The sequence below is a fragment of the Pseudonocardia petroleophila genome (genome assembly GCF_014235185.1).
Lineage (GTDB): Bacteria > Actinomycetota > Actinomycetes > Mycobacteriales > Pseudonocardiaceae > Pseudonocardia > Pseudonocardia petroleophila.
Genome location: NZ_CP060131.1, coordinates 3,969,009 through 3,991,972 on the forward strand (window position 1 = coordinate 3,969,009; position 22,964 = coordinate 3,991,972).

General features: G+C 71.3%; 23 protein-coding genes. 8 read left to right on the top strand and 15 right to left on the bottom strand.

Annotated elements, in window-relative coordinates; translation table 11 throughout:
- Positions 1–114: 114 nt before the first annotated feature.
- A complete protein-coding gene (locus H6H00_RS19765; protein WP_185717226.1) occupies positions 115–630 on the bottom strand; it encodes a hypothetical protein in 516 nt (171 codons plus the stop codon).
- Between the two features lie 349 nt (positions 631–979).
- Between H6H00_RS19765 and H6H00_RS19770 the strand changes: the two genes are divergently transcribed.
- On the top strand, positions 980–1,564 hold the full coding sequence (locus H6H00_RS19770; protein ID WP_185717227.1) for a hypothetical protein: 585 nt from the start codon (positions 980–982) through the stop codon (positions 1,562–1,564).
- Between the two features lie 78 nt (positions 1,565–1,642).
- On the top strand, positions 1,643–2,146 hold the full coding sequence (locus H6H00_RS19775; protein ID WP_185717228.1) for a hypothetical protein: 504 nt from the start codon (positions 1,643–1,645) through the stop codon (positions 2,144–2,146).
- Positions 2,147–2,149: 3 nt separating this feature from the next.
- Here H6H00_RS19775 and H6H00_RS19780 read toward each other — a convergent pair whose 3' ends face one another.
- From H6H00_RS19780 to H6H00_RS19830, 11 genes are all read right to left on the bottom strand, one after another.
- Entirely contained in the window at positions 2,150–3,280 is a 1,131-nt protein-coding gene (locus tag H6H00_RS19780; protein WP_185717229.1) for a VldE C-terminal domain-containing protein, read from the bottom strand.
- Positions 3,281–3,287: 7 nt separating this feature from the next.
- The gene (locus tag H6H00_RS19785; RefSeq protein WP_221775600.1) at positions 3,288–3,806 is read right to left on the bottom strand and encodes a DUF4913 domain-containing protein; all 519 of its coding nucleotides are present in this window, start codon (positions 3,804–3,806) and stop codon (positions 3,288–3,290) included.
- A complete protein-coding gene (locus H6H00_RS19790) occupies positions 3,803–5,626 on the bottom strand; it encodes a type IV secretory system conjugative DNA transfer family protein (RefSeq protein ID WP_185717230.1) in 1,824 nt (607 codons plus the stop codon). The genes H6H00_RS19785 and H6H00_RS19790 overlap by 4 nt, the downstream gene beginning before the upstream one ends.
- Complete coding sequence (locus H6H00_RS19795) at positions 5,623–7,041, bottom strand: putative type IV secretion/conjugal transfer ATPase (RefSeq protein ID WP_185717231.1); 1,419 nt, start codon at positions 7,039–7,041, stop codon at positions 5,623–5,625. Before H6H00_RS19795 ends, H6H00_RS19790 begins: the two co-directional genes overlap by 4 nt.
- Before the next feature lie 12 nt (positions 7,042–7,053).
- Positions 7,054–8,544 carry an SCO6880 family protein gene (locus H6H00_RS19800; RefSeq protein ID WP_221775601.1) on the bottom strand — a complete coding sequence of 497 codons (1,491 nt, stop codon included), beginning with the start codon at positions 8,542–8,544 and terminating at the stop codon, positions 7,054–7,056.
- A complete protein-coding gene (locus H6H00_RS19805) occupies positions 8,541–9,665 on the bottom strand; it encodes a TrbL/VirB6 family protein (RefSeq protein WP_185717232.1) in 1,125 nt (374 codons plus the stop codon). The genes H6H00_RS19800 and H6H00_RS19805 overlap by 4 nt, the downstream gene beginning before the upstream one ends.
- The gene (locus H6H00_RS19810) at positions 9,662–10,249 is read right to left on the bottom strand and encodes a DUF8175 domain-containg protein (protein WP_185717233.1); all 588 of its coding nucleotides are present in this window, start codon (positions 10,247–10,249) and stop codon (positions 9,662–9,664) included. The genes H6H00_RS19805 and H6H00_RS19810 overlap by 4 nt, the downstream gene beginning before the upstream one ends.
- Positions 10,246–10,518 (bottom strand): hypothetical protein, encoded by a 273-nt coding sequence (locus H6H00_RS19815; protein ID WP_185717234.1) that lies wholly within the window; start codon positions 10,516–10,518, stop codon positions 10,246–10,248. The genes H6H00_RS19810 and H6H00_RS19815 overlap by 4 nt, the downstream gene beginning before the upstream one ends.
- Positions 10,519–10,520: 2 nt before the next feature.
- A complete protein-coding gene (locus tag H6H00_RS19820; protein WP_185717235.1) occupies positions 10,521–10,898 on the bottom strand; it encodes a hypothetical protein in 378 nt (125 codons plus the stop codon).
- A 471-nt stretch (positions 10,899–11,369) separates the two neighbouring features.
- Positions 11,370–12,209 (bottom strand): HpcH/HpaI aldolase/citrate lyase family protein, encoded by an 840-nt coding sequence (locus H6H00_RS19825; RefSeq protein ID WP_185717236.1) that lies wholly within the window; start codon positions 12,207–12,209, stop codon positions 11,370–11,372.
- Positions 12,206–13,090 carry an HTD2 family dehydratase gene (locus H6H00_RS19830; RefSeq protein WP_185717237.1) on the bottom strand — a complete coding sequence of 295 codons (885 nt, stop codon included), beginning with the start codon at positions 13,088–13,090 and terminating at the stop codon, positions 12,206–12,208. Before H6H00_RS19830 ends, H6H00_RS19825 begins: the two co-directional genes overlap by 4 nt.
- Positions 13,091–13,417: 327 nt before the next feature.
- Between H6H00_RS19830 and H6H00_RS19835 the strand changes: the two genes are divergently transcribed.
- The 3 genes from H6H00_RS19835 to H6H00_RS19845 are packed head-to-tail and all read left to right on the top strand — an operon-like array spanning position 13,418 to position 16,892.
- Positions 13,418–14,242 carry an SDR family NAD(P)-dependent oxidoreductase gene (locus H6H00_RS19835; protein ID WP_185717238.1) on the top strand — a complete coding sequence of 275 codons (825 nt, stop codon included), beginning with the start codon at positions 13,418–13,420 and terminating at the stop codon, positions 14,240–14,242.
- Positions 14,242–15,483 carry a cytochrome P450 gene (locus H6H00_RS19840; protein WP_185717239.1) on the top strand — a complete coding sequence of 414 codons (1,242 nt, stop codon included), beginning with the start codon at positions 14,242–14,244 and terminating at the stop codon, positions 15,481–15,483. Before H6H00_RS19835 ends, H6H00_RS19840 begins: the two co-directional genes overlap by 1 nt.
- Positions 15,484–15,536: 53 nt before the next feature.
- The gene (locus tag H6H00_RS19845) at positions 15,537–16,892 is read left to right on the top strand and encodes an MFS transporter (RefSeq protein ID WP_185717240.1); all 1,356 of its coding nucleotides are present in this window, start codon (positions 15,537–15,539) and stop codon (positions 16,890–16,892) included.
- Here the strand turns inward: H6H00_RS19845 and H6H00_RS19850 are convergent.
- Genes H6H00_RS19850 through H6H00_RS19860 form a run of 3 tightly spaced genes read right to left on the bottom strand, consistent with a single transcriptional unit; the run spans position 16,843 to position 19,345 of the window.
- On the bottom strand, positions 16,843–17,619 hold the full coding sequence (locus H6H00_RS19850; RefSeq protein ID WP_185717241.1) for a hypothetical protein: 777 nt from the start codon (positions 17,617–17,619) through the stop codon (positions 16,843–16,845). The two genes, H6H00_RS19845 and H6H00_RS19850, sit on opposite strands and share 50 nt — an antisense overlap.
- Positions 17,616–18,836, bottom strand: coding sequence for a CoA transferase (locus H6H00_RS19855; protein WP_185717242.1), 1,221 nt, complete (start codon positions 18,834–18,836; stop codon positions 17,616–17,618). Before H6H00_RS19855 ends, H6H00_RS19850 begins: the two co-directional genes overlap by 4 nt.
- Positions 18,836–19,345: a VOC family protein gene (locus H6H00_RS19860; RefSeq protein WP_185717243.1), complete on the bottom strand. Its 510-nt coding sequence runs from the start codon at positions 19,343–19,345 to the stop codon at positions 18,836–18,838. The genes H6H00_RS19855 and H6H00_RS19860 overlap by 1 nt, the downstream gene beginning before the upstream one ends.
- 181 nt (positions 19,346–19,526) lie before the next feature.
- Between H6H00_RS19860 and H6H00_RS19865 the strand changes: the two genes are divergently transcribed.
- Genes H6H00_RS19865 through H6H00_RS19875 form a run of 3 tightly spaced genes read left to right on the top strand, consistent with a single transcriptional unit; the run spans position 19,527 to position 22,962 of the window.
- Positions 19,527–20,390: a branched-chain amino acid ABC transporter permease gene (locus H6H00_RS19865; RefSeq protein ID WP_185717244.1), complete on the top strand. Its 864-nt coding sequence runs from the start codon at positions 19,527–19,529 to the stop codon at positions 20,388–20,390.
- Entirely contained in the window at positions 20,387–22,198 is a 1,812-nt protein-coding gene (locus H6H00_RS19870; RefSeq protein WP_185717245.1) for a branched-chain amino acid ABC transporter ATP-binding protein/permease, read from the top strand. Before H6H00_RS19865 ends, H6H00_RS19870 begins: the two co-directional genes overlap by 4 nt.
- Positions 22,195–22,962, top strand: coding sequence for an ABC transporter ATP-binding protein (locus H6H00_RS19875; RefSeq protein ID WP_185717246.1), 768 nt, complete (start codon positions 22,195–22,197; stop codon positions 22,960–22,962). The genes H6H00_RS19870 and H6H00_RS19875 overlap by 4 nt, the downstream gene beginning before the upstream one ends.
- Positions 22,963–22,964: the final 2 nt, after the last annotated feature.

Consider the following 22,964-nt stretch of genomic DNA (forward strand, 5'->3'; position numbering starts at 1 on the left):
CGATCACGAGGCATCGGCCGATGCTGTCGACGACGGCGCAGCCGGGAGGCCCGGGCTCCAGCGGGGCCCCCGGCACGAGCATCGGGAGCACCACGGTGATGGCCCCGATCGCGGTCAGCACGGCTCGTCCAGAGCAGGAACGGCGCGTTCGACCAACCACTGACTGTTGGTGGAGACGACCTCGGCGCGGAACCGGTAGCGGGGGACTCGGTTGGTCAGGTCGTCGAGCACGGCGCCGGTGGTGTCGGACACCAGTCGGGAGTCACCGAGGTCGACGCAGTCGACGATCTGCACCCGTGTGCCGAGAACCTGTTGCACCGCCGGGTCTCGGGTCACTTGCCCCTCGGTGTGCGCGGGCAGGCTCGCGTAGTTCTCGACGTCGGTCACCAACGAGTCGAGGGCCGGGCCGGTCGCCACGCCTCGGAGGTCCGGCAGCCAGTCCCGCGAGCCCGGTGCGGCGAGCGCGGAGTCGGTGACGGTCCAGAAGCGCTCGTAGGCCGCGAGCGCCTCGGCCGCTGGATCGCTCGTCGGTGGTGTCGTGGTCGGTTCGGGCGGCGCGGTCGCGGTGGAACAGGACGCCGCGCAGAGCAGGGCCACGAGGAGGGCCGATCGGAGAAGTGCCGTGGTCATCCATCGCTCCCGTGCGCAGTCGTGGTCGTTGCTGATCGTGCTGCCCGCCGTGGTCGACCCGTGGTCATCGTGTGGTCGGTTCCGTGATCTCCGGATCCGATGCAGGTGGGAGTACCAGGAGCGGGCGCCCGCCCGTGGGCGAATGGGGAAGACGTCGCCCGAACGGACGATCCCTGCCGTGCGGCGACCGCAGGTCGACCACGGCTTGTCGAGCGCCTCGACCACGGAACGACCACGCCTGCGCCACGTGCTTGTACGGCCGCGCAGACAGCGTTGCGCCAGCGGTAGGGCCAGCCGGCCGCGAGGTCGGATCGGAGGTGCGGACGGGATGCCACGTGGCAGGCAGGCGGTGAAGGCTATCGTCGCGTTGGTCGGTCCGCAGGACGTCACGGTCACGGCGCACCGGCCCGGCACCGACGGCGCAGCGGTCGGGGTACGTGTCGGTGGCTCGCTGATCTACATCAACGATCTCGACACAGTCCAGGCCTTCCACGCGGCGTGGCGGTCGGGCATCGAGCAGGGGAGGACTCTCCCGACGCGGCCCGATCCGGACCTCGTACGTCCGGTGTGGGGCGTGTCGGAGCCGGTCGTGATGATGTCCGCTGCCGACGTTCCGCCCTCCCATGCGCGCCTCGAGAGGACCCCGGGGCGACCGGCGTGCCTCTGGATCACTCTCGGCCGGGTCGTCTTCGGCGTCCATGACCAGCTGGCCCTCCGGTCGGCTGCTGCGGCGTTCCGGCAGGCCGACCAGCTCGCCGCGACGACGTTCCTGCCCGAGCCCGATCTGAGCGTGCGCTACCGCGCCGAAGCGACGGTCCAGCGGCTGCTCAACGCTCCGCGGCGCGCAGGCCCTGACCGAGCAACACCTGTCGCCGCGGCTGCAGCGCCGTCGCCCCAGCGTTTTCTCCGAATGAGGAGCGAGCGAGCCCGCTGAGGTCCCTCCTCGACCGATGTTGTCCACATCGATGGCGCACATCTGGACCGGAGACGCGCAGGTGCCGAGGGTGAGGCGATGCGCATGGCAACGGTGATCATCGTGATCGGGTTCTTGGTCGGGGGCTGCACAGCCGTACCCGCGTCCGAGCTCGACGAGGGCGGTGGCTGCCACGACGTCAACGTCGAGGTCGACATCGTCAGCGATGTGTCGATCGCGATGGTGAGCGCGGACAGCTGCGTCGACGAGACCGGATCCGTTCTGCCAGCCGCTGATGCCACCGATCGGCTCGCGTCTGCTGCCTGGTCCGCAGAGTTGCCGCAGTTCGATCGCGTGGACGCCTCGGTCGTCGTGTCGGCCGAGACCTACCCGTTCGGGCGCAGGTCGGTCCGGAGCTACTCGCGTTCCGAGCTGGAGTCCCGCTGGGGAGGTCGGCCTGCCCGGCTGGATCTCGGGGCGGCTCGGCATGGTCCGACGGGACCGTGGGTCCTGCTTCCCCTCGCCGGCGTCCTGGTGCTGGGTGCGGCGCTGAAGGCGGCCTGTTCCGGTTCGGTCGTCGTCATCGGGATGCGAGCCCGCTGATCGTCAGGACGCGTAGCTGACGTGGACGTGGTCGAAGTGGCCGCCGGTGGCGTCGGTCGGGTCGTAGACTCCGCCGCCGGTGTAGGCGCGGCCCCAGCCGTCGGCATCTGTCGTCTCGGGTGACCAGAACCGCCCTTGCCAGATCAGGTAGCCGACGTCCAGTGCCTCCGCGTGCGCCCGCAGCCAGGACGCGAGCCGCCAGCCGCTGGCGAGCTCGTCACCCTGGGGGAAGAACCCGGCGGCGCCTGGGAAGTAGTCGCAGGCCCGTCCGCGCGGATGGTCGCTGTCGGGGTTCCAGGCGTGCTCGTCCCAGCAGCCCACCGACCGGATCGGTCCGCCTGGTGCTGCGGGTCCGAAGACCCGGACGATCTCGTCGTACCCGTGGCGACTGGTCGGGGTGAGGCAGCGTCCTCCCGTCGGGTCGGGGGCGGTGCACCCCGACCCGCCTCCGGTGAACGGAGTGGGCGCCGGCAGGTCGTCGATCGGGACCGGGCCGGAGCTGCGGCCGTAGGCAGCCAGGAACTCGTGGACGTGGGTCAGGTACCCGTCGACGAGGTCGACGCACGTCGCATCGCAGCCGGCCTCTCCGACCGTGGGTACGCCCGTTGTGGAGCCGGTGACACGGCTGCATCCGGCGATGTGGCACACGAGCATGGCGTCGAGCGGTGCTGTCGGCTTCCCGGTCGTCGCGAGGTGTCGGGTTGCCTCGCGGAGGTTGCGGCACACCCAGGGGATCGCCGTCCGCAGGTGTACCTCGGGTTGGAGGACGTCGGCCTCAGCAGGTGGTGGGGCCGACGCCCACGCTGCGCCGCCGGCATCGACCCAGTTCGCCTCGTTCAGCTGGTAGAGGCCCGCGGACCCGCCGTTGCGGTCGGCACGGAACGCGCTGGCGTCCCAGCCCGACTCGGCCTGGACCTGCGCGACGACCCACAGAGGCGGGAGTTCCGGGCAGGCCGCGGCGGTCACCGCTTCGATCACCGGGAGCTGCGCAGCCGCCGCGGTGGGGATCGCCGAGGGGTCCACGTCGCCGACAGGGTCGATGGTGCTGAGTCCGCCGAGCAGCGTGGCGATCAGCAGGAGGGGAAGGAGGAGGGTGGCGACGAGGCCTGCTCCGCCGACGGCGAGCGCGCGCACGGATCGCTCATCCGGTGTGCTCGAGCGGGCCGTCCGGCGCGGCGGTGGGCAGGGTCGCCAACGGGGTGTGACCGTTGAGGCTGCGGTAGCGCTCGTTGTGCGCGCAGTCGGCGAACGGGCCGAGCGGGTTGAGGAGTTCCCGCAAGCACGGGTCGAGGTGGTCCCGGAGCCACAGCGACATCGCGATGCCGGGTTCGGAGGCGAGCTCGGCCCACGCGCGGTGCAGTGCCCGCATGCGGAGGATGGCCTCCGGGTGCTCCCACCAGCGGGGACACCAGGTCAGCTCGCCGCGCAGCGGTCGGGCGATGATGCCGGTGATGCACTGGTGCACCCAGGAGACGAGGCCGTCCGCGTCGAGGTCCTCGATCGGGGCCGGATCGCTCGCCGGCTCGGCCGTGGGCATGCCATTGATGAGCTCGTCGAGGAGGTCGGTCTGGTGGTCTCGGCACGCCTCCAGGGCCTGCACCCGTGCCATCAGTGCGGCGATCTGCTCGGAGTGGTCCTGCGAGCCGGCTGCGCTGCTCATGGCGTTCCTCTCGTCAGGTTGACGGGGTTGTTCGGGCCGAGCGCGATCGCAGCTGCGCGGCACAGCTCTTCGAGGGCGGTGTCGGCGTAGCTGGAGATGTCGGTGTTGTCGCGTTCGCGGTACCAGGGGTGCAGTCGGCCGAGCCCGGCCTTGCGCCCGGTGGCGAGCAGGACCGCCTGGTCTCGGGGGAGAGCGCGGAGCACCGAGGCAGGGAGGATCGACTCCCGCGCGGTGGAGTACTGCCGGGATGCGCCACGGGTCCGGTCGATGCTGGTCGAGGTCTTCTCGACGTCGTGGTCGCCGATGAGGCCGGAGAGGCGCTGTAGGAAGGCGTGGTCGTCGACTCCGGCGCCGACGAGCTTGATCGTGGCCGCGGACCAGAGGGCTTGCATGCCCTGTTCGCCCCACACCCCGACGCCCTGCTGGTAGCTCTGCAGCATCGTGAGGACCTGGATGCCGCGGGAGCCGTAGTGGCTGTAGAGCTGGGGGAGCTGGCGGATCGGGCAGATGTTGGCTGCCTCGTCCAGGACGGCGACGACGGGCGGATCGAGGCGTCCGCCCCGGGCCTGCGCCAGCAGTTCCGCGACTTCCAGGATGCGGTCGACCAGTGCGGTGACGACGGGCGCGGCGGTGCCGGCTCCTTCCTTGGAGAGCAGGTGGACCGTGGCGCGGCCGTGCTGCGCAGCGCGGAGGAGGTCCCACAGGTCGAGCTCGGTCGGCGGGTCGACGGGCGGGGTCTGCCAGGTGTACGGCGGGGTGATCCACCGCAGGATGCGTTCGCTGGTCAGCGACCTCGTTGCTGTACGCGCGGTCTGCAGGATCCCCTTCGTCGTGACGTCGGCGCCGTGCAGGGTCGATTCCAGGTCAGCGGCCTCCGCCAGCGCGCCCGCGGCGTCGAGTGCGGCGACGGCGTCCCGACTTCCCGGTTGCAGCCAGGAGACGACATCGCGCACGGTGCCGCCGTCCTGCAGAGCGGCGGCGAGGAGCGTCGAGGTGAGCACCTGCTCGCCCGCGGAGTGGAAGAACGGGTCCCGCCGGTTGCCGCCGATGGTGCCCATGAAGTGTCCGGCGAGGCGGGCTGCGGCCTCCATCCGTTCGGCGGGCCCGACGTCGCGGATGCTGCGCAGCGGGTCCCACCACCAGGTCTGACGGGCGTGGGCGATGAGCTGAGGGTCGAAGGTCCACACCGGTCCGGCTCGTCCACGCAGACCTGAGGTCAGCGCCCACAGGTCGGCCTTGTTCGAGGTGGCGACGACGAGCCCCGGCGCGGCGAGGACGGTGGGGACGGCGAGCGCGCTGGTCTTGTTGGCGCGCGGTCCCATGACGACGAGTCCGACGTCCTCCCAGGACATCCAGACGTCCCGGCGTCCGATGGACAGCAACCGCAGACCGCGGTCGGCGGGTTCGTCGCCGTCGAGCGAGGGTCGGAGGCGGTGGGCACGTTTCGCGGCAGCGGCCCCGGAGAGGTCGCCGAGCTCTCGACGCCCCAGGAGGGACCGCTGTGGATCGGTCGCGCTGCTCGCCCTTGTCACCAGGAGCGCGATCGCCACGACGGCTCCGGCCTCCAGCAGGATCACCGTGCCCAGCACCGCGGCGAACACTGTGGTCGACGCGCCGGGTGATAGGACCGCCACCGGACCGTCGCGCAGCAGGGTGGAGACGGTCAGCGGGTCGGGTCCGTTGGCCACCCAGGTCCCGGTGCTGCTGAGGGAGGCCGCGCCAGCGGCGAGCCAGACGTCGACGCACAGCAGCGCCGCCGACCCGATGGCGGAGAGCAGCAGTAGCGGTGCTGCGGCGTCCCGCAGGAGGGCGCGGTTCACGATGTCGGCCCCTGTACGCGGAAGGCGCGGTCGGTGTCGTGCAGCTCGATCTCAGTAGGGGTGAGGGTGAGGGCGACGGGCAGGCCGAGCCGCTGGCCCGACTTGATCAGGTACTTGCCACGACCGGGGTGGGTGCGGCCGGAGTGCCACGTCGGTGGGGCCGCCCAGGAGGTGATGAGAGCGGCCTCGCCACGGGTGAGCGAGGTGAGGCGGCGGAGTCCGTCGAGCTCCTTGTCGGCCATGCCTCCGAGGAGGAGCACCCCGTTGCGCGACGCCATGCCCCGGGCCTTCGCCCGGTCGGCTTCGGTGGGGAGCGCTTCGAGGTCGTCGAGGGAGTGGGTGACCTGGAAGGACACGACCCCGCGGTGCCGGCCGAGGCGGGTGATCCGGTCGGACCGCTCCACCAGCCCGGGCGCGACCCGCAGGGCACGCCAGAGCTCGTCCTGCACCTGCACGACGTTGCGACGCCGCTCGCCGTACCCGGCGGCGTCGGCGAGTCCTGCCGACCAGGTCCAGGAGCAGAGCATGGCGGCGGCGACCACCTCGTCCTCGTCGTCGTCGAGGGCGCTGATGTCGAGTGACAGGGCGGGGGTGTCGGGGTTGAAACGGGTGCTGCTGGGGCGGTCGAAGATCCCGCGGATCGCTCCTTCGCAGAGCAGCCCGAGCGTGTTGGTGAGGGTCCGGGTGAAGCGCCGGTACTCCGCCGGTTCGTCGACTGCGGCGATGGTCGCGAGCGCGGCCGGACCAGCACGTAGGACCGACAGGATCTCCGGGATGACGGGTTCGTGGTCCGGATCTGCGTTGATGACGACGTCCAGGGCAGCACCCAGCAGCCGCCGCTCGGTGACGTCGGGCTCGGTTCGTCGGACGATCGTGATCAGTGCTTCGAGGAGGGAGAGGCGGCGGGCGCGCAGGGTCTCGGTCAGGCGCAGCCGGTCCTCGGGCGGCGCGGCACGAAGCGCCTCGCGCAGCGGGCCGGCGTCGAGGGGGTTGAGTGATTCGAGACCGCGGCCGAGCCGCCACACCGAACCGCCGAGTGCATGGACCAGGCCGGTGTACTCGCCCTTCACGTCGCCGGGGATGACGGCTCGCATGCCGAACCCGACCAGGCCGGTCACCATCCGCTTGGTGATCGAGGACTTCCCGATGCCGGGTTGCCCCTGGACCCATACGCCGGTGTTGGACACCAGGCCGGTGCGGAGCCACTGGGCCGGGTCCAGCCCGATCGGTTCGGCCGTGTGCAGGTGACGGCCGATGGGGACGCCGCGGACGTCGGAACCGGAGGGGGTGGCGAAGGGGAACAGCCCACAGATCTGGCTGGTGGTGCCGGCGAACCGGTTGCCGGGTTCGACGTGGCCGGCGCGTCCGCCTCCGGGGACGGCCCAGCCCCAGGAGCGGGGAACGGGTGCGGTCATGGTGGTCCTCTGTCAGCGTCCGCGTCGGTGGGTGATGAGGTCGGCGGGGTCGATGCCCAGCCCGAGAGCGGCGGCGAAGCCGGCGGCCTGCGAGCCGCGGAGGCGTCGCAGGCGCAGTTTCGACTGGCCGGCACGTTGCTCGGTGTCGGCGACGGCGGCGGGGAGGTCGTCGTCGTGCAGGACCGTGGTGGTCACGTAGACGGTGAACCGGCCGACGCCGGCGCCCTCGGCCTCCTCGCGGGCGGATTGCAGGGCGCGGCTGCGGTCGTCGCGCTCGCGCTGGGTCTCGTCGCGGCGGGTGCGTTCGGCCCAGGCCCGCCGGACCTGGCCAGAGGTGACCTCGTTCTCGACCTTCGCTGCGGCCTGAGCGGCGGGGTAGGGGTCGTAGAGCCAGGTGGTCCGTCGCGGGAACGGTCCGGGGGCGAGCAGCGGAGCGAGCACGGCCGGGCCCACGGCCTGGCGCGGTGCTTCGCGCAGCGCCCAGCTGACCGACAGCCCGCCCTCGTGGCGGTAGCCGTCCCACTGCTCCTGCGCTGCGACCGGGCCGGCGTCGCGCCAGGCCAGGCCGTGGCCGGCCTCGTTCAGGCGGGCGATCTGCGGCCGGGCGTGCGGATCGAACGCGGCGCGGATGCGGCCGGTCAGCCACCCCGTGGACGCCCGGCCGAGGACGGCGACGCCGCAGGCGGCGAGCTGGTTCTCGATGCCAGGCAGCCAGCGTCCTATCTCGACCGCGGAGGCCAGGAGGTCGACGGGCTTGGGGGTGGCGCGTGCGGGGTCGAGACAGACGGAGACGCGGGTGTCGACCTCGGCGCTACTGGTGGGGGTGAGGGCGACGAGCTCGTCGAGGATGCGACGAGCGACGGCGGGCGCGGTGGGATCGAGTGCGCGGGCGACGTGATCGCGGACTGTCGTGCCGCCGGCGGGGGCGGTGTCGACGGTGACGGCGATGTGTCGGATGAGGGGGAGGTGGCCGAGGTCGGCGAGCAGTGCGCCCCAGGAGGCGACCCACTGGTCGGTCTGCTCGGGGTCGGCGAGGTCGAGGCCGACGGGGGAGCAGCGCAGGACAGCGGTGAGGGTGCCGGTGCGGCGGTGCCACAGCAGGGCGTGTCGTCCGCCGCGGCCGTCGTCGACGTCGACGGGCTGCAGGGGTGCCAGGACGCCCGGCAGGTCGGCGCCGCGGGGGTGCTCGGTCAGGACGCCACCGGAGAGCTCGGTCCACCCCGCGGCGCGGGCGCGGTAGAACCGCGCCCGCCGGGTGACGACATCGACCAGGCTGATCCCACCGATCCGGATCACCAGCGCGGCGATCACGGCAGCGCTGACCCCGGCCAGCGGGAGGGCCGCGACGGGCAGAGCGGAGACGGCGAAGAGCGGAGCGAGGACGGCGACGAGGAGGATGACGGTGGACGGCGTGGACAATGCGCCGATGCCCCAGCCGCGCTCAGCTCGCCAGTTGCCGTAGAGCCTCGGCCGGTCCTCGCGTGTGGTCGGGTCGGCGGTCATGGCGTCGAGTCCTGCTCGTGCTCGCCGATGATCTGGTCGCCCGCCTTCTTGGCCGCCCCGGCGACCGCGGTGGCCGCGACCGCTGCGCCGGCGACTGCTGCTCCGCCGGCTGCGGCCGAGGAGGCCGCTCCGCTGGGCGGGTAGCTGCCCTGGACCGGGACGCTGCCCGGGCCCGTCGCGTCGACGGCGGCAGCTCGTTCGACGGACGCGGCTCGACCGTAGCCGTTGTTCATCGCCACGGCTCCGGCAGCGCCGAGGAATCCGGACCCGGCTCCGCCTCCGCCGCCGATCTGGGTGCCGGTCCAGGAGAAGAACTTCAGCAGGACCGGCATAGCGATGACTGCGAGGAGCAGCACCATGATGCCGGTGATCATCGTGGCGACGTTGCCGTCGTCGCTGGCGCTCGGTGAGGACAGGTAGGAGAAGCCGATGTAGTAGACGAACGCCGCGGCCGGCTTGTAGGCGACCATCGCAATCAGCCACACCAGCAGCCGGTCCAGCCAGCCGCGGGTGGAATGGGTCAGGGACCCGGACGCGGCGAGCGGCAGCATCGCAGCGAGCACGAGGAGCCCGGCCTGGCGCATCGCCATCAGCACCCACTGCACCAGCGACAACACCGCGGCGATCAGCGAGACGAGCAGCACAAGGAACGTGGAGTCACCCTCGAGCAGCACGTCCCGCATCAGGAGCGCGAAGTTGCTCGCGGCGCCGTCGAGCAACCGGCTGGCGACAACATCTCCGGCGCGCAACGCGCCCTGCAGCGTGACCAGCCCCAGCGCGGACACGACTGCATAGCGCAGCAGCCCGGTCGCGACCATGACAAGCGGTTCGCCCTTGCGGGACAGGATCAGCCGGATCGACTGCACCAGCACCCCGCCGACCAGCATGATCAGGACGAGGTCGCGGGTCATGCCCTGTGCGGCGACGACAGCGGGATCGAGCGGGTCGACGCTCTCGGTCTCCACCCACCAGGTGGCGGTGGTGACGACCAGCTCGGCGGTGCTGCGGGCGACCTCGGCGACGATGCCCTCGAACGCGGACTCGATCGCAGCACCGGCCTGACAGCCTAGGTCGAAGGTCCCGCACTCCTGCGACGGCGCCTGGGCCAAGGCGGCGGTCACGGCGTCGGTCCGAGCAGCGCGTAGCCGGTGGTGTCGGGCTGCAGGGACGGCCGTCGGGCCGGCACCTGCAGCTGCCAGTCCTGCCCGTACCAGCGCAGCGTCGCGTCCACCCGTGAGAGCCCGCCCCGACTGCGGGCCTGCGGGGTGTCCGCGAGCAGGGATACAACCACGTGGTCGCCGGCGGGATCACCGGCGATGACGCGGTAGTGCAGAGAGACCGGTGTCAGGTCGTCCGCAGTGGGGGAGTCGGGCAGGGGGAGCGCGGAGTCCAACGAGGCCTGCGCGTCGTCGATGTCACCGAAGCACTGCTCGGCCAGCGTCGGGCCGGAGATCGCGGCGCCGGCTGCCGCGGTGATCCGCGGGCTGATGTGGCTTGCGGCCAACGCCGCCCCGAGAGCGTCGTGGCTGAACCCCGACGCCCGTGCGCCGTCGACTCGGAACGGGCCGTGGCGGAGCGACTGCGCGGCGACGCCACCGGGCACGGCCACCAGGGCGACCTGCTCGAACCGGATGCTCTCGCTCGGGGGGCCGGTGCAGGCGACGGCGGCGAGGAGGATGGCGAGCGCGGTGATCGAGCGCTTCACAGCTGGAACGCCCCCACCAGCAGCGCCGCGACGGAGGCCAAAGCGAGCCCGCCGATCACCCAGGCCCCACCGACGAGTCCCTCGTAGGCGGTGGCGGAGCGGTTCCGCCGTCCGATGATGATCATCAGGGCGCAGACGAGGATGCCTAGGACGCCGGAGACGAGGACGCCCCACTTGAGCCAGCCCAGGAGGTCGCCGGCGAGGGCGTCGAGGCCGGGTGGCGCGATCGGCGCCGGGTCCGGCACCGCAGAGGTTCGTTGAGAGCGCATGGTCAGGGACTCCTTCTCGGGATCGGTACGGGGCCGCTGCGAACCGGCGCCGCGCGGTGAGGAGCGAGGGGCGAGATGCCCAGGGGGAGGCCGGTCACGTCGCACACAGCGCGGGCGGCGTCGGCGTAGCGACGCAGTGCGCGCGGCACCTCGCCGCGGGGGACGGCGAGCAGGCCGCGGACCTCGTCGAGTGGCGAGGTGAGGTCGCGCCAGCGCCGGATGTAGGGGAGCACCACGATCGCGGCGGTGTGCGGCTCGAGCAGCCGGAGCCGAGCACTGACGGGGCGGCTCGGTCCGGAGGCGTCCGCGGAGGTGACGGCGAGGACGGGCCGGATGCCGCTGGTCGAGATGATCAGTTGCGCGGCTCGGCCGGCACGCACCAGTGAGTCACCGGTGGCGCGGCAGACCAGGACGTCAACCGGCCGTCCGACGAACACACCCCGATCCGTCGCGCCGATCGCAGTGGCCAGGTTCGTCGTTCCGACGCCGCCGGCGACCCCGGCCACCGACCGGCGTACTGCCCCGCGGGCCGATCCGTTCGTAGGTTCCACGCTCTCGCCTCCACTGCTGGTGGGCGTAGCGCACATCCCGCCATGTGCGGCTGCGTGGTCGGGCGTGGCTGATGCGTGGTCCCGAAGGCGGAGCAGCGGTCCGGGGCCGACCACAGGTCAACCACGCTGGTCAGGATCGTTCGCGCGGCAGCGATGACTCCGCAGATCGGGCGCGCGCGGTGCCTTGACGAGGAACGCACGCCAAGAGGACAGAGGGTCGTGCATGGTGAGAGTGCCAACAACGGCTTGGGCTTCAAGTTCGGCCATGACGGACGGGTCCGTCTTGAAGGATCCGTTGAGCTAAGTCTTCGACAGGCGTAGCGCAGTCGTCGCGTCGGCTTCGTGCGTAAGACGCAGGATCTCGCGGGCGCGGGCGAGGACAGGTGCGTCGACCATGCGCCCGCGGAACCGGAACACCCCGGGCTGCCCGGCGGCGGCAGCGAGTACGTCTTCGGCCTGCGATATCTCGTCGTCGCCGGGGCGGAAGGCGGCCCGGACGACGGCGATCTGCACCGGGTGGATGCACGCCTTGGCCGCGTACCCGGCAGCGGCCGCATCGGCACTGTCCGCGGCGAGCAGGTCGAGATCGTCGAGGGCGACGAGCACTGTGTCGATCGGGGCGACGCCGGCTGCGCGGGCGGCGTAGAGGATGCGGGTGCGCGCCTCGGCCAGGGCGGGGCGGTAGGTGCCGTCGGGGGCGCGCCCGGATCGCCCGCCGAGGTCGGCGAGCAGGTCCTCGCTGCCCCACATGAGGCCGACGCTGGTCGACGCCGCCGCGATCCGGGGCGCCTCGAGGACGCCGCGTGCGGTCTCGCACAGGGCGACGACCGGGTGCGGGCCTAATGCCTCGACGTCCTCGGGGCGCTGCGCCATCGGCAGCATCAGCGTCACGTCGGGGAACGCGGCGAGCGCGGCGACGTCGGCAGCGTGCCACGGGGTGCCGGTGGCGTTGACGCGGACGACGACGGCGGCGGGGTCGAGATCGGCCAGCCCGCGCATCACGGCGGCGCGGGCCGCGTCCTTGGCGTCCGGGGCGACGGCATCCTCCAGGTCGAGAACCACCGCGTCCGACGCCGCGGCGGCCCTGGCGTAGCGGTCGGGGCGGTCCCCGGGGCAGAACAGCAGCGCCGGCCCCTTCACGACTGCTTACCTTCGAAGCGCACGGAGGCGGTGAGCGATGGCGCGGCCCCCTGCGCAGCCACCACGATCTCGGCCCCGTCGGCGGCGGGCGATCCGGTTGCCACGACCGTTTCCGGGCTGAACGTCGGCCGGACCAGTCGGTAGGCGAACTCTGCGACGCGGGCGCCGGGGGAGTGCAGGCGCGGCAGCTCCAGGGCGAGGAGCGCGAGCAGCGGGCCGTGGACCACCAGGTCGGGGTAGCCCTCGACGCCCGTGGCGTAGGGGGTGTCGTAGTGGATGCGGTGGCCGTTGTAGGTCAGGGCGCTGAACCGGGAGAGCAGCACGGGGCCGGTCTGCAGGGTGCGCTGCCAGGCACCGGCGGGTGCGGGCCCACCGCTCTCGGGACGCGGTGTCGTGCGCCGTGGGGCGCCGTCGGGCTCCGAGCGGTAGACGACGTCCTGTTCCTCGACGGCGACGGGCGCGCCGTCGGCGGAGAGCTCGTGGCGGACGGTGACGAACGCCATCTCCCCGCTGCGGCCGGTCTTGGTCGTGACCGCGGTGACCGAGGACCGGGCGTGCAGCACCGACCCGTGGGGGATCTCCCCGGACAGCTGCAGGCGCCCGCCGGCGAACATCCGCCGGCGGCCCGGGATCGGTGGCAGGAAGGGCCCGTGCGCGGGGTGGCCGTCCTCGCCGATCTCCGCGGTGGCCGGGTGGTCGAGGAGGGTGAACCAGTGCCACATCGGCGGCAGCGGTGCGCCGGCGTCGAGGGCGGGCGGTGCGGCGTCGATCAGGGCGGCGAAGGCCGCCGACGACCACGGGTCGACGCGGCGCGACGTCTCGACCGCGGGCGGGGCCCAGTGGGCCAGGTGATCGGCCAGTGCGGTGGCGCTGTCGGGCACGGTTCCTCCTCGCAGGGCGGTCAGACCATCGACCCAGTGGTCCGACGCGGCGAGCTGTCGAGATGGTGACGGCCGAACACCGGTGTCTGGTGCGAAGCAAAGTCTTTCACTAGGCTAACTATATCGCTAGTGGTGCGAGGAGCTCTCGTGACGCGGACGACGTCCGCGTCCGAGAGCGCCGGCAACGGGCGAGCGGGAGGTGGTTCGTCGTCCCCTGGCGTCGGGTCGCAGCGTGACAGCGCGTTCACCCGCAGACGGGTTGGAGCGCCGAGAGGGCCATCCGGACGATCCGGAACCCCGTCCGTCGGACGAGATGTGGAGAGTGACATGAGGTACCTGATCACCGGAGCCGCGAGCGGGATCGGTGCGGCCGTTGCCCGACTGGCTGCTGAACGCTCCGGCGCCGCCGAGGAATCGTCGTTCGTCCTGGTCGATCGCAATGCTGAACGTCTCGATGAGCTCGCCGGCGAGCTCACCGCGCAGGGGGCGCACTGTCTGCCGGTGGTCGCCGATCTGGCCGACGCGGAATCACCGTCGAAGGTCGTGGCGGCGGCGATCACGGAGTTCGGCGGGCTCGACGTGGTGGTGAGCAACGCCGGCGCAGCGGCGATCGGCGGCCTGGAGCAGCTCGATCTCGAGGGCTTCGAGCGGACGTTCGCGGTGAACACCCGCGCCACGTGGTTGCTGGCCAAGGCCGCCCATCCTGCGCTGCGCGAGTCCCGCGGTGCTCTGGTCGCCACCGCGTCGATCTCGGCGCAGTTCCCGACCCCACCGATGGGTGCGTACAGCGCGAGCAAGGCGGCGCTGCTCATGCTCGTGCGACAGATGGCGCTCGAGTGGGGACCCGACGGAATCCGCTGCAACTGCGTCTCCCCGGGGCCCACTGACACCGGCCTGACCCGCGCGGCGTTCGGAGATACCGCGAGCGACGCCGCTCGCGAGAACCGCGCGTACCGCACCGGGATGATCCCGCTCCGCCGGATCGGTGATCCGACCGACGTCGCCGAGGCCGTCCTCTTCCTGGCGGGTCCGCACGCGCGGCAGATCACCGGCGTGGACCTGCCGGTCGATGGAGGCATCTCGCTGGCGATCATGCCGATCGCGGGTGGGGTTCCGGGCTACCGTCCGGAACCGCGGCCGGTGGGTACGTGATGGCAGGCGTCGCGACGACCCTGCCCCGCTTCCTCTCCGAAGAAGTCGCCGAGGACCCCTACAGCTTCTACGCGCGTCTGCGCACCGAGTCGCCCGTGCACTACGACGCAGACCTCGGGTGCTACCTCCTGAGCCGACACGCCGATGTCGGTGCGGCCTACAAGGACCCGCGGTTCTCCACGCGGAACTACGAGGTGCACCTGGAGCCGGTGTTCGGTCGATCGCTCCTTCAGATGGACGGCATCGAGCACAGCCGGAAGCGGGCGCTGGTCACGCCGTACTTCCGTGGCAAGGGACTGGCTGCGTGGGAACCGGTGATCGCGCGCAACATCGCGGCGATCTTGGACCGGTCTGTGGGGTCGGCGACCGGTCTGCTCGCGGGGCGGTTCCGTGCCGGCGACACCGTCGATCTACTGGCCGAGTTCGGCTACTACCTGCCCGTGTACGTGATCACGGACATGCTCGGACTGCCGCACTCGGACTACGATCGGTTCCTCGCCTGGTACAGCGCGCACGTCGCCTTCCTCGGCAACCTCGCACGCGACCCGGACATCGACGCGGCGGGCCGTGCTGCGACCTCGGAGCTGTGGGATTACCTCACACCCGTCATCGCCGAGCGTCGGCGTGCGCCGGGGGAGGACCTGATATCTGCGCTCGTCGTGGCTGAGGTCGACGGCGAGCAGCTCGGCGACGCCGAGATCAAGACGCACGTCACGCAGCTCCTCAACGCCGGGTCCGAGACGACGGGCAAGGCGTTGGCCGGTCTCTTCGCTCATCTGCTGGCGGACCGGGAGCTGTACGAGGAGGTGCGGGACGACCGTGACCTCGTTGTGCCGGCCATCAGCGAGACTCTCCGCTACACCCCTCCCTCGCAGATGAACGGCCGTATGACGACCGTGGACGTCGACGTCGATGGTGTCACGATCCCAGCCGGATCGCTGGTCATGCTGCTGATGGCCTCGGCCAACCGGGACGAGCGCAGGTTCGCACATGCCGACCGCTTCGACCCGCGCCGCACTGACCTCGACCATGTGAAGGCGTTCAGCGCGACGGGTGAGCACTTCGCTTTCGGGTGGGGCCGGCACTTCTGCCTCGGTGCCATGCTCGCTCGCGGCGAGCTCCTGCAGGCGGCGTCAGTGCTGCTCGACCGGTTCCCGGAGATGCGACTGGCCGACGCCGTACCGCCGCGGTGGGCTGGGCTGAAGATGCGGTCGGTCGAGGCACTCCGAGTGACGCTCTGATCGCGCCTGCCCGGGTCCGGAGGAAACGCCTTCCGCTGGTACCGGTACTGGTCGTGGCGGTACTGGTGTCGGCAGGGGTCGTCACGCTCGGTGCCCCCCTTGTCCCGGTCGTCCAGACGCGATTCGACCTCTCGGAGACCGCGTCGCAATGGTCGTACACCATCACTCTGCTCGTCGGCGCCACCTTGACGCCCGTGCTCGGTCGACTGGCTGACGGTCGTCGACGTCGGCCCGCCGCCGTGTGCGTGTGCGCACTGGTGGCTGTGGGTTGTGGACTCTCCGCCGTCGCGGACGGGTACCCGGTATTCCTCGCCGGTCGTGCAGCGCAGGGTCTCGGGGTCGGGCTCGTTGCGTTGGCGATCGCGACCGCGCGCGACCACGTGCCGGGATCGCGCGGGGTGCGGCTGCTGGCGCTGCTGTCGGTCACCACCGCGCTGGGTGCCGGTCTGAGCTACCCGTTGACGATGGTGGTCGCGGAGCAGTGGGGGCTGGCAGCGGCCTACGGCGGAGCCGGAGTTCTCACCGCAGGAGTGGCTGTCGCGCTCGCCATCGGGATGCCACGGACGGTCGACGCTTCGAGGAGAACCGGACTCGACCTGCCCGGTGCCGTGCTGCTCACCGCGGGCTCCCTCGCGGTGCTACTGGCGATCAGCCAGGGCGGAGTGTGGGGCTGGACGGACCCGCGAACGCTCGGGTGCGCGGTCGCTGGTGTGATGGCTCTGGCGGTGTGGGTCGCCGTGGAGCTGCACGTGCGGTTCCCGCTCGTCGAGCTGCGTCTGGTGCGCCAGCGCGATGTGCTGGCCGCGCATCTCACCGCTGTGGCCATGGGCGTCAGCCTGTACTCCACGCCCGTTCTGGTCAGTCGCATGGCTCAGGCGCCGTCCGCGACGGGGTACGGCAGCGGGCTAGGACTCCTCGTGGTGGGTCTCGTCATGACGCCGATCGCCGCCGGCAACTTGGCGGGCAACCGCCTCGCGCTCGTGCTCGCGCGGCGTCTCGGGTCACGCGGTGCGCTCGCCACGGGCGGTGCCGTCGCGGCGGCGGGGCCACTCGTGCTCGTCTTCGTCCCCGGCGGTGCGCTATGGACCCTGCTGCTGGCGATGGCGTTGTCCGCCTTCGGGGCCGGGGCCACGTTCGGCACGATGACCACGATGATCGTCGGTGCCGTGGAGCCCGCCGAGACCGGTAGCGCCACCAGTGTGAACATCCTGCTGCGCCTGGTCGGCGGAGCGCTGGGCAGCGCTGCGACCGGGGCTGCGCTCGCGGCGCACCCTGGCCCGGTGGCGGGGTTCGCGTCCGCCTCCGGCCTGCGGTTCGCCTGCCTGCTGTGCGCCGCGGGCTGTGCGGTCGCGGTCGTCGTCAGCCTCGTGCTGGCTCGCCGTCGAACCAGTCCCACTCCCACGGACTGATCGTGACCATCGGGGACGAGAACTGGACGGTTTCGCCGGCCGGTGCCTCGTCGGTCCAGCTGGGCACGCGGTCGCGGAGCGTGCGGGTCGTCGCGATGACCTCGTCGTCGATGTACAGCAGGCGCAGCAGCACACCCGCCCGATCGCTGTCGTCGGCCGCACCGTCTCCCATACCGTGCGCCCCGGCGGTGAAGCGGTAGCTCCACCCGCCGGCCACCCCCGGCACATCTAGTGCGGCGGGGAACCGGACCCGGTCGAGGTCCGCGAGCAGGTCGACCGCGGCGGCCGAGCCCGGCTCGGTGAGGCGCGACAGCGTGAGGTGCACTCCTCGGTGCGGCCTGTGGGGGAGCGCCTCGGGCGCCACGAGGACCCGCGGCGCGGCGTACCCCTTGATCGGATCGAAGAAGCCGATCGGGGCCCTGTGCGTCCAGCCCAGCTCCGGGCGCCGCCCCCACCACACTGCGCGCTGGTTGAGCTCTGTCCAGGCGGCCACGGCGGTGGGATCTCGGAACCCGTATGCGACGGCGTACTGGTGTTCGCGGTGCTGCGGATCCGGCACGACGGAGGCGTCCGCGCACGCGGCGTCTCGGACCCAGCGATCGCCCCAGGACACGCCGGGCAGCACCCTGTTCTCGGGCAGGTGGTCCAACTGGTGCCAGGCGTTGTAGTCCCGGTGGTGGCGCGGGTGGTCGAGCCGCGTGAGCGTGAGGAACAGCGGACCCGTCACGAGGAGCCCAGAGCTCCGGCCGCGTGCAGTTCGGCCAGCTTGCTGTCGTCCAGGTCGAGCCAGTCGCGGAGGACGTCGTCGGTGTCCGCCCCGAGCACGGGAACCGTCGGTGTCCGCTCGCCCCACCCGCGCGAGCGGAGAGCGCTGCGAGCCACGGGGAAGCTCGCCCCGGTCGGGTGCTCCGTTTCGGCGAAGAGGTCGCCGGACCGCACCGGCGAGTCGGGCGCGTTCACCAGCTCCTCGAGCGTGCGGTAGTCGCCCCACAGGACCTGACCCTGCTCGAGCGCCACCACTACCTCGGCGTGCGTGCGAGCGGCGAACCAGGGCGCGAGCAGAGCGGAGAGCACGTCGCGATTGCGGTAGCGCGCCTCCTCGTTGCCGAAGTCGGTGTGCAGTGCACCCTCGAGCGCTCCCACGACCTCACGGGTGCCAGTCAGGTCCACCAGGTGTTGCCAGTGCCGCTCGGTGAGTGCGACCACCATGACCCGCCGTCCGTCGGTCGTGGCGAAGTCGCACCCGAAGCTGCCGTAGAGGTAGTTGCCGTCGCGCAGACGTGCGCTGCCGTTCACCGCGACGTCGGCGACGAACCCGAGCTGTCCCATCGTCACCGCCGCGACGTCCGCCAGGGCGAGTTCGATGATCCGTCCGCTGCCGCTGCTGTCGCGCTCCCGCACCGCGGCGACCACCGCCAGAGCGGTGTGCAGCCCGGTGAGCAGATCCCATGCGGGCAGTACGTGGTTGACGGGCAGTTGCGAGTCGACCGGACCGGTCAGCCAGGGGAGGCCGACCTCGCAGTTGACTGTGTAGTCCACGGCGGGGCGACCGTCACGCCGTCCCGCGATGTGCACCTGGATGAGGTCCGGACGGTGCGCGAGGAGGGCCTCGTGGGCAAGCCATCCCTGGCCCACCGCGTTCGACACGAGGATCCCGTGGCCGGGACCGGGCACGGCCAGCAGAGTCCGCACCACGTCGCGTCCGGCTTCACTGCGCAGATCCACCTCGATCGACCGCTTGCCCTGGTTGAGGCCGGACCAGTAGAGGCTCGACCCGTCCGGAGCGAGGGGCAGCCGCCGCGTGTCGGTGGCGCCTCCCAGTGGGTCCACGCGAACGACATCAGCCCCCAGCTGAGCCAGTACGGCGGTCGCCGACGGTCCGGCGACGTAGGTCGACAGGTCCACGACGTGCAGTCCCGACAGGGGACCTGCGGCCCCGCCCATCAGACGAACGGCGAGACGAAGGGGATGCCACGGGCCGCGGCGGCCTCGGCGATCCACCCCCCGATCTCGTCAGCGATCTCGTGCGAGACCAGCTCGATCCACATGCCCGGCGACTCAGGGCTGTAGTGGAAGGCTGCACGACCGATCTGTCCGTTCTCGCCGACTCCGGCCAGCTCCCGGCGAAAACCGCGCTCCTCGAGGTCTGCCGAGGCCTGGACCAGGTCGTCGGTGTAGTAGCCGAGGTGGTGAACGCGCCTGCCGCCGGTCAGGTTGAGGTAAGGGGAAGGGTCGACCTGTTCGAGGATCTCGATGAAGTGCGGACCCTGGAGGGAGTAGGTGAACCGCACCTCCCGGCCGACGACGCCGTCGGGGCACTCCATCGGCGCAGTGGAGGTCTTGGGCGGGGCCCAGTCCAGTCCCAGCGCCGTTCCCCACGTCTTCATGGCGTTGTCGAGACTGTCGACGATGATTCCGGTGTGGTAGAGCCGGAGCAGCGGCGTCGCTGTCATGGTTCCTCCTCGGCAGGTGTGGGCAAGATAGTACACTAGGTTAAGTATCTTCCTAGACCCACGGGTTTGCGCTGCTCCGAGTGGTCTCCAAGGGTTGACAGGCCGACCGCCATGGCTCAATCTCGGCAACCACTTAGTCATGTGAAACATCTCGGACGTCTGTTCCAGCCAGGGAGTAACGATGCTCTCGCTCATCATCACGAGCTTGTCGGCGACCGCCGTACTCGTCCCACTCGTCGTGTCCGTCAGTCTGGTCTTCCGCGTCAGCGGGGTCGTCAACTTCGGGGCCGGCTTCTTCTGCGTGTTCGCCGGAGCGGCGTGCGCGTCGTGGGGCGCGGCCGGTCCGCTGCTCGGCGTCGTGCTGACCCTGCTGGCCGGTGCGGTGCTGGGAGCCCTGACCTACCTCGTCGCGATCGTTCCGGCGCAGCGCAGAGGAGTGCGCGTCATCGGTCTCACGCTCTCGACCCTCGGGTTCGGTCTGCTGCTGAGCTTCGTGACCCGCCAGTGGTTCGGCGGTGATCCCTCGATCGTCCAGCCTTGGATCGTCGGGTCGGTCAGCATCGGCGACTTCCAGACGGCGTGGCAGCGCCTGCTCGTCATCGCGCTGGCACTCGTCGTCCTGCTCATCCTCTACGCCCTCTTCGACCGCACGCTGGTGGGTCGGACTCTGACGGCTGTCTCGCACGATCGCGAGCTGGCTGAGATGTACGGGGTGCGCAGTGCCCGCATGCAACTCCTCGCGTGGGTCGTCTCCGGCGTCTGCCTGATGGTGAGCGGGATCTTCCAGGCCACGCTCGCGAGCGTCTCGGTCGACGTCGCGCCCACGTTGCTCGTGCTCTCCCTCGTTGGTGCCGTCATCGGCGGCCTGGGGAGCCTGCTGGGTGCTGTGGGGGGCTCGCTCGTCGCCGGTGTCGCGATGACCGTGACCGACCAGTTCATCAGCCCGGGCTTCCAGCTCACGGCCCTGTTCATCGTCCTGTCCCTGGTGCTCCTCTTCCGGCCGGCCGGACTCTTCACCTTCCGTGGAACGGCTGAGCGCGTATGAACCTCCTGCAGAAGGTCACCCGGGCGCCCTCGGCGCGCCACGCGGCCGGACCTCTCGTCCTCGTCCTGATCGGCCTCGCGGCCGCAGGCAACGCCTACTCCATCCACCTCGCGACGGCCGCCGCCATCGCCTTCATCCTCACGGCGGCGTTCAACCTGGTGTACGGGTACGCCGGGATCTTCAACCTGTCGATCATCATGACCTACGGGTTGGGTGCCTTCACCAGCGTCTACCTCTCCGCTCAGCTCGGGGTGTCGTTCTGGGTCGCGGTGCCGGCCTCGATGCTGCTGACCGCGGCGATCTCGGTCCTCGTCGCTCTGCCCAGCCGGGGGCTCGACGAGCTGTTCCTCGCCATCCAGACCCTCGCATTCGCGCTGGCCATGGGGGAGGTGCTGCTGCACTGGGACGAATTCAGCGGCGGGACGATCGGTATCTACGCCATCGATCCGCCGACGTTCTTCGGCATCGACCTCGTCGGCGGCTTCGCCGAGTACTACTGGCTGGCCGCGCTGGGCGCGTGGTTCGCCTTCGACCTGGTGCTGCGCATCGACCGCTCGGGGATGGGGCGCGCGCTCGTCGCGCTGCGCGAGGGTCCGCGGGTCCTGGCGTCCGTGGGCGTCTCCCCGGAGACGACCCGGCTGGTCGCCTTCGGGCTCTCGGGCATGTTGGCCGGTCTCGCCGGCGGTCTCTACGCGCACTTCCAGCTCGTCATCGATCTCGACACCTTCAGCTTCGCCCGCCTGATCGCACTCCTGCTGGCGACCATCCTCGGCGGCGCGGGGTACTTCACCGGACCGATCTTCGGAGTGCTCGCCATCCTCGTGATGGATGAGCTGTCCCTCGCCACCAGCCAGGCTCAGGACCTCGTGTACGGCCTCGGCATCCTGCTGCTCGTCGCGGTCACCAGCGGCGGTATCGCCGGAGCGCTCCGGAGGGGCGCGGCACGGCTGCGGGGACGGACCCGGCAGGCCGAGGGCGAGCTGACCGGTGGGGACCGGCCGGTGCGGCCCGAGCTGGAGCTCGCCGCGCCTGCGGCGCCGGTGCCCACTCGCCGGATCGAGGTGTCCCACGTGGGGGTCGCCTTCGGTGGAACGCGTGCCGTCGACGACGTCTCGGTGTCCTTCGCGACCGGTGAGGTCGTCGGGCTCATCGGTCCCAACGGAGCAGGCAAGACGACACTGCTCAACGCGATCACTGGTGACGTGCCGGTCAGTGCAGGAACCATCGACCTCTCCGGGACCGACCTGCGCGGTCTGAGCAGCGCCGAGATCGTGCGCCGAGGGGTCGGCCGCACCTTCCAGAGCCCCAAGGTCATCCGCGAGCTCACGCTCGTCGAGAACGTGATGCTGGCCGGCGACGCCGTCGCCGGGACGAACTGGGCGCAGCAGGTCCTGCACACCCCGGCGTCTGTGCGCGCAGACCGGCGGTCCCGGGCTCGCGCACTGGCCCTGCTCGACGAGTTCGCCCTCGCCGGGCGGGCAGAGCACTTCGCCGGCGACCAGCCCTACGGCGTGCTTCGCCTGGTGGAGATCGCTCGCAACCTCATGCTCGACCCGGCCTTCCTGCTCTTGGACGAGCCTGGCGCCGGCCTCACCGAGTTCGAGCGGGAGGAGATCGCCGCCGCGGTGCGGGCGATGAGCGCGCGCGGTCTGGGAGTCGTCCTCGTGGACCACAACATGCCGCTGATCACTGCGGCGTGCGACCGCGTCGTCGTGCTGGACACCGGTCGGGTCATCGCGGACGGTGCGCCCGGCGAGGTCCTCGCCCGCCGGGACGTCATCGCCGCCTACCTGGGAGTGGCACTGTGACCGCGCTCCTGGAGGTGGACGCCGTCACCGTCGCCTACGGCAGGCACGAGCCGGTTCTGCACGACGTGTCGTTCGATCTGGCGGCGGGCGGCCTGCTCGGTCTCGTGGGCATGAACGGCGCCGGTAAGACGACATTGATGCGCACCCTCAGTGGACGGTTGCGTCCGCGCTCAGGTGCGGTCCGGTTCGACGGCACGGATATCGGCAAGGCGTCCACCGCAGCGCTGTCCCGCCGTGGAATGGTCATCCTGCCTGAGGGGCACCGCGTGCTGCGGACGCTCACTGTGGAGGAGAACCTCGAGGTCGCCGCCATGTCCCTTCGGCGGGGGCGGGTGAGGGCTCGACTGGCGGAGAGCCGCGAGCTGATCCACGACCTGTTCCCGGTCCTCACCGAGCGGCGCACCCAGCTGGCAGGACTGCTGTCAGGTGGTGAGCAGCAGATGCTGTCCCTCTCGCGCGCCATCGTGCAGAAGCCGCGTCTACTGCTGCTCGACGAACCGTCGCTCGGACTTGCGCCGCTGGTGGTCGACCGGATCTACCGCTCTCTGCAGACCCTGCGTGAGCAGGGGATCGCGATGCTCGTCGTCGAGCAGAACAGTGAACGGGTCTCCGCCGCGTGCGACCGGCTCGTCGTACTGCGCGACGGGCGCGTTCACGCACAGGGCACCCCCGACGACCTGCGTGGAGAGAAGCTCCACGCCGCCTACTTCGGCGGAACCGCCGCCGACATGCAGGACCACAACGTTCAAAGGAGAACCACGTGAGG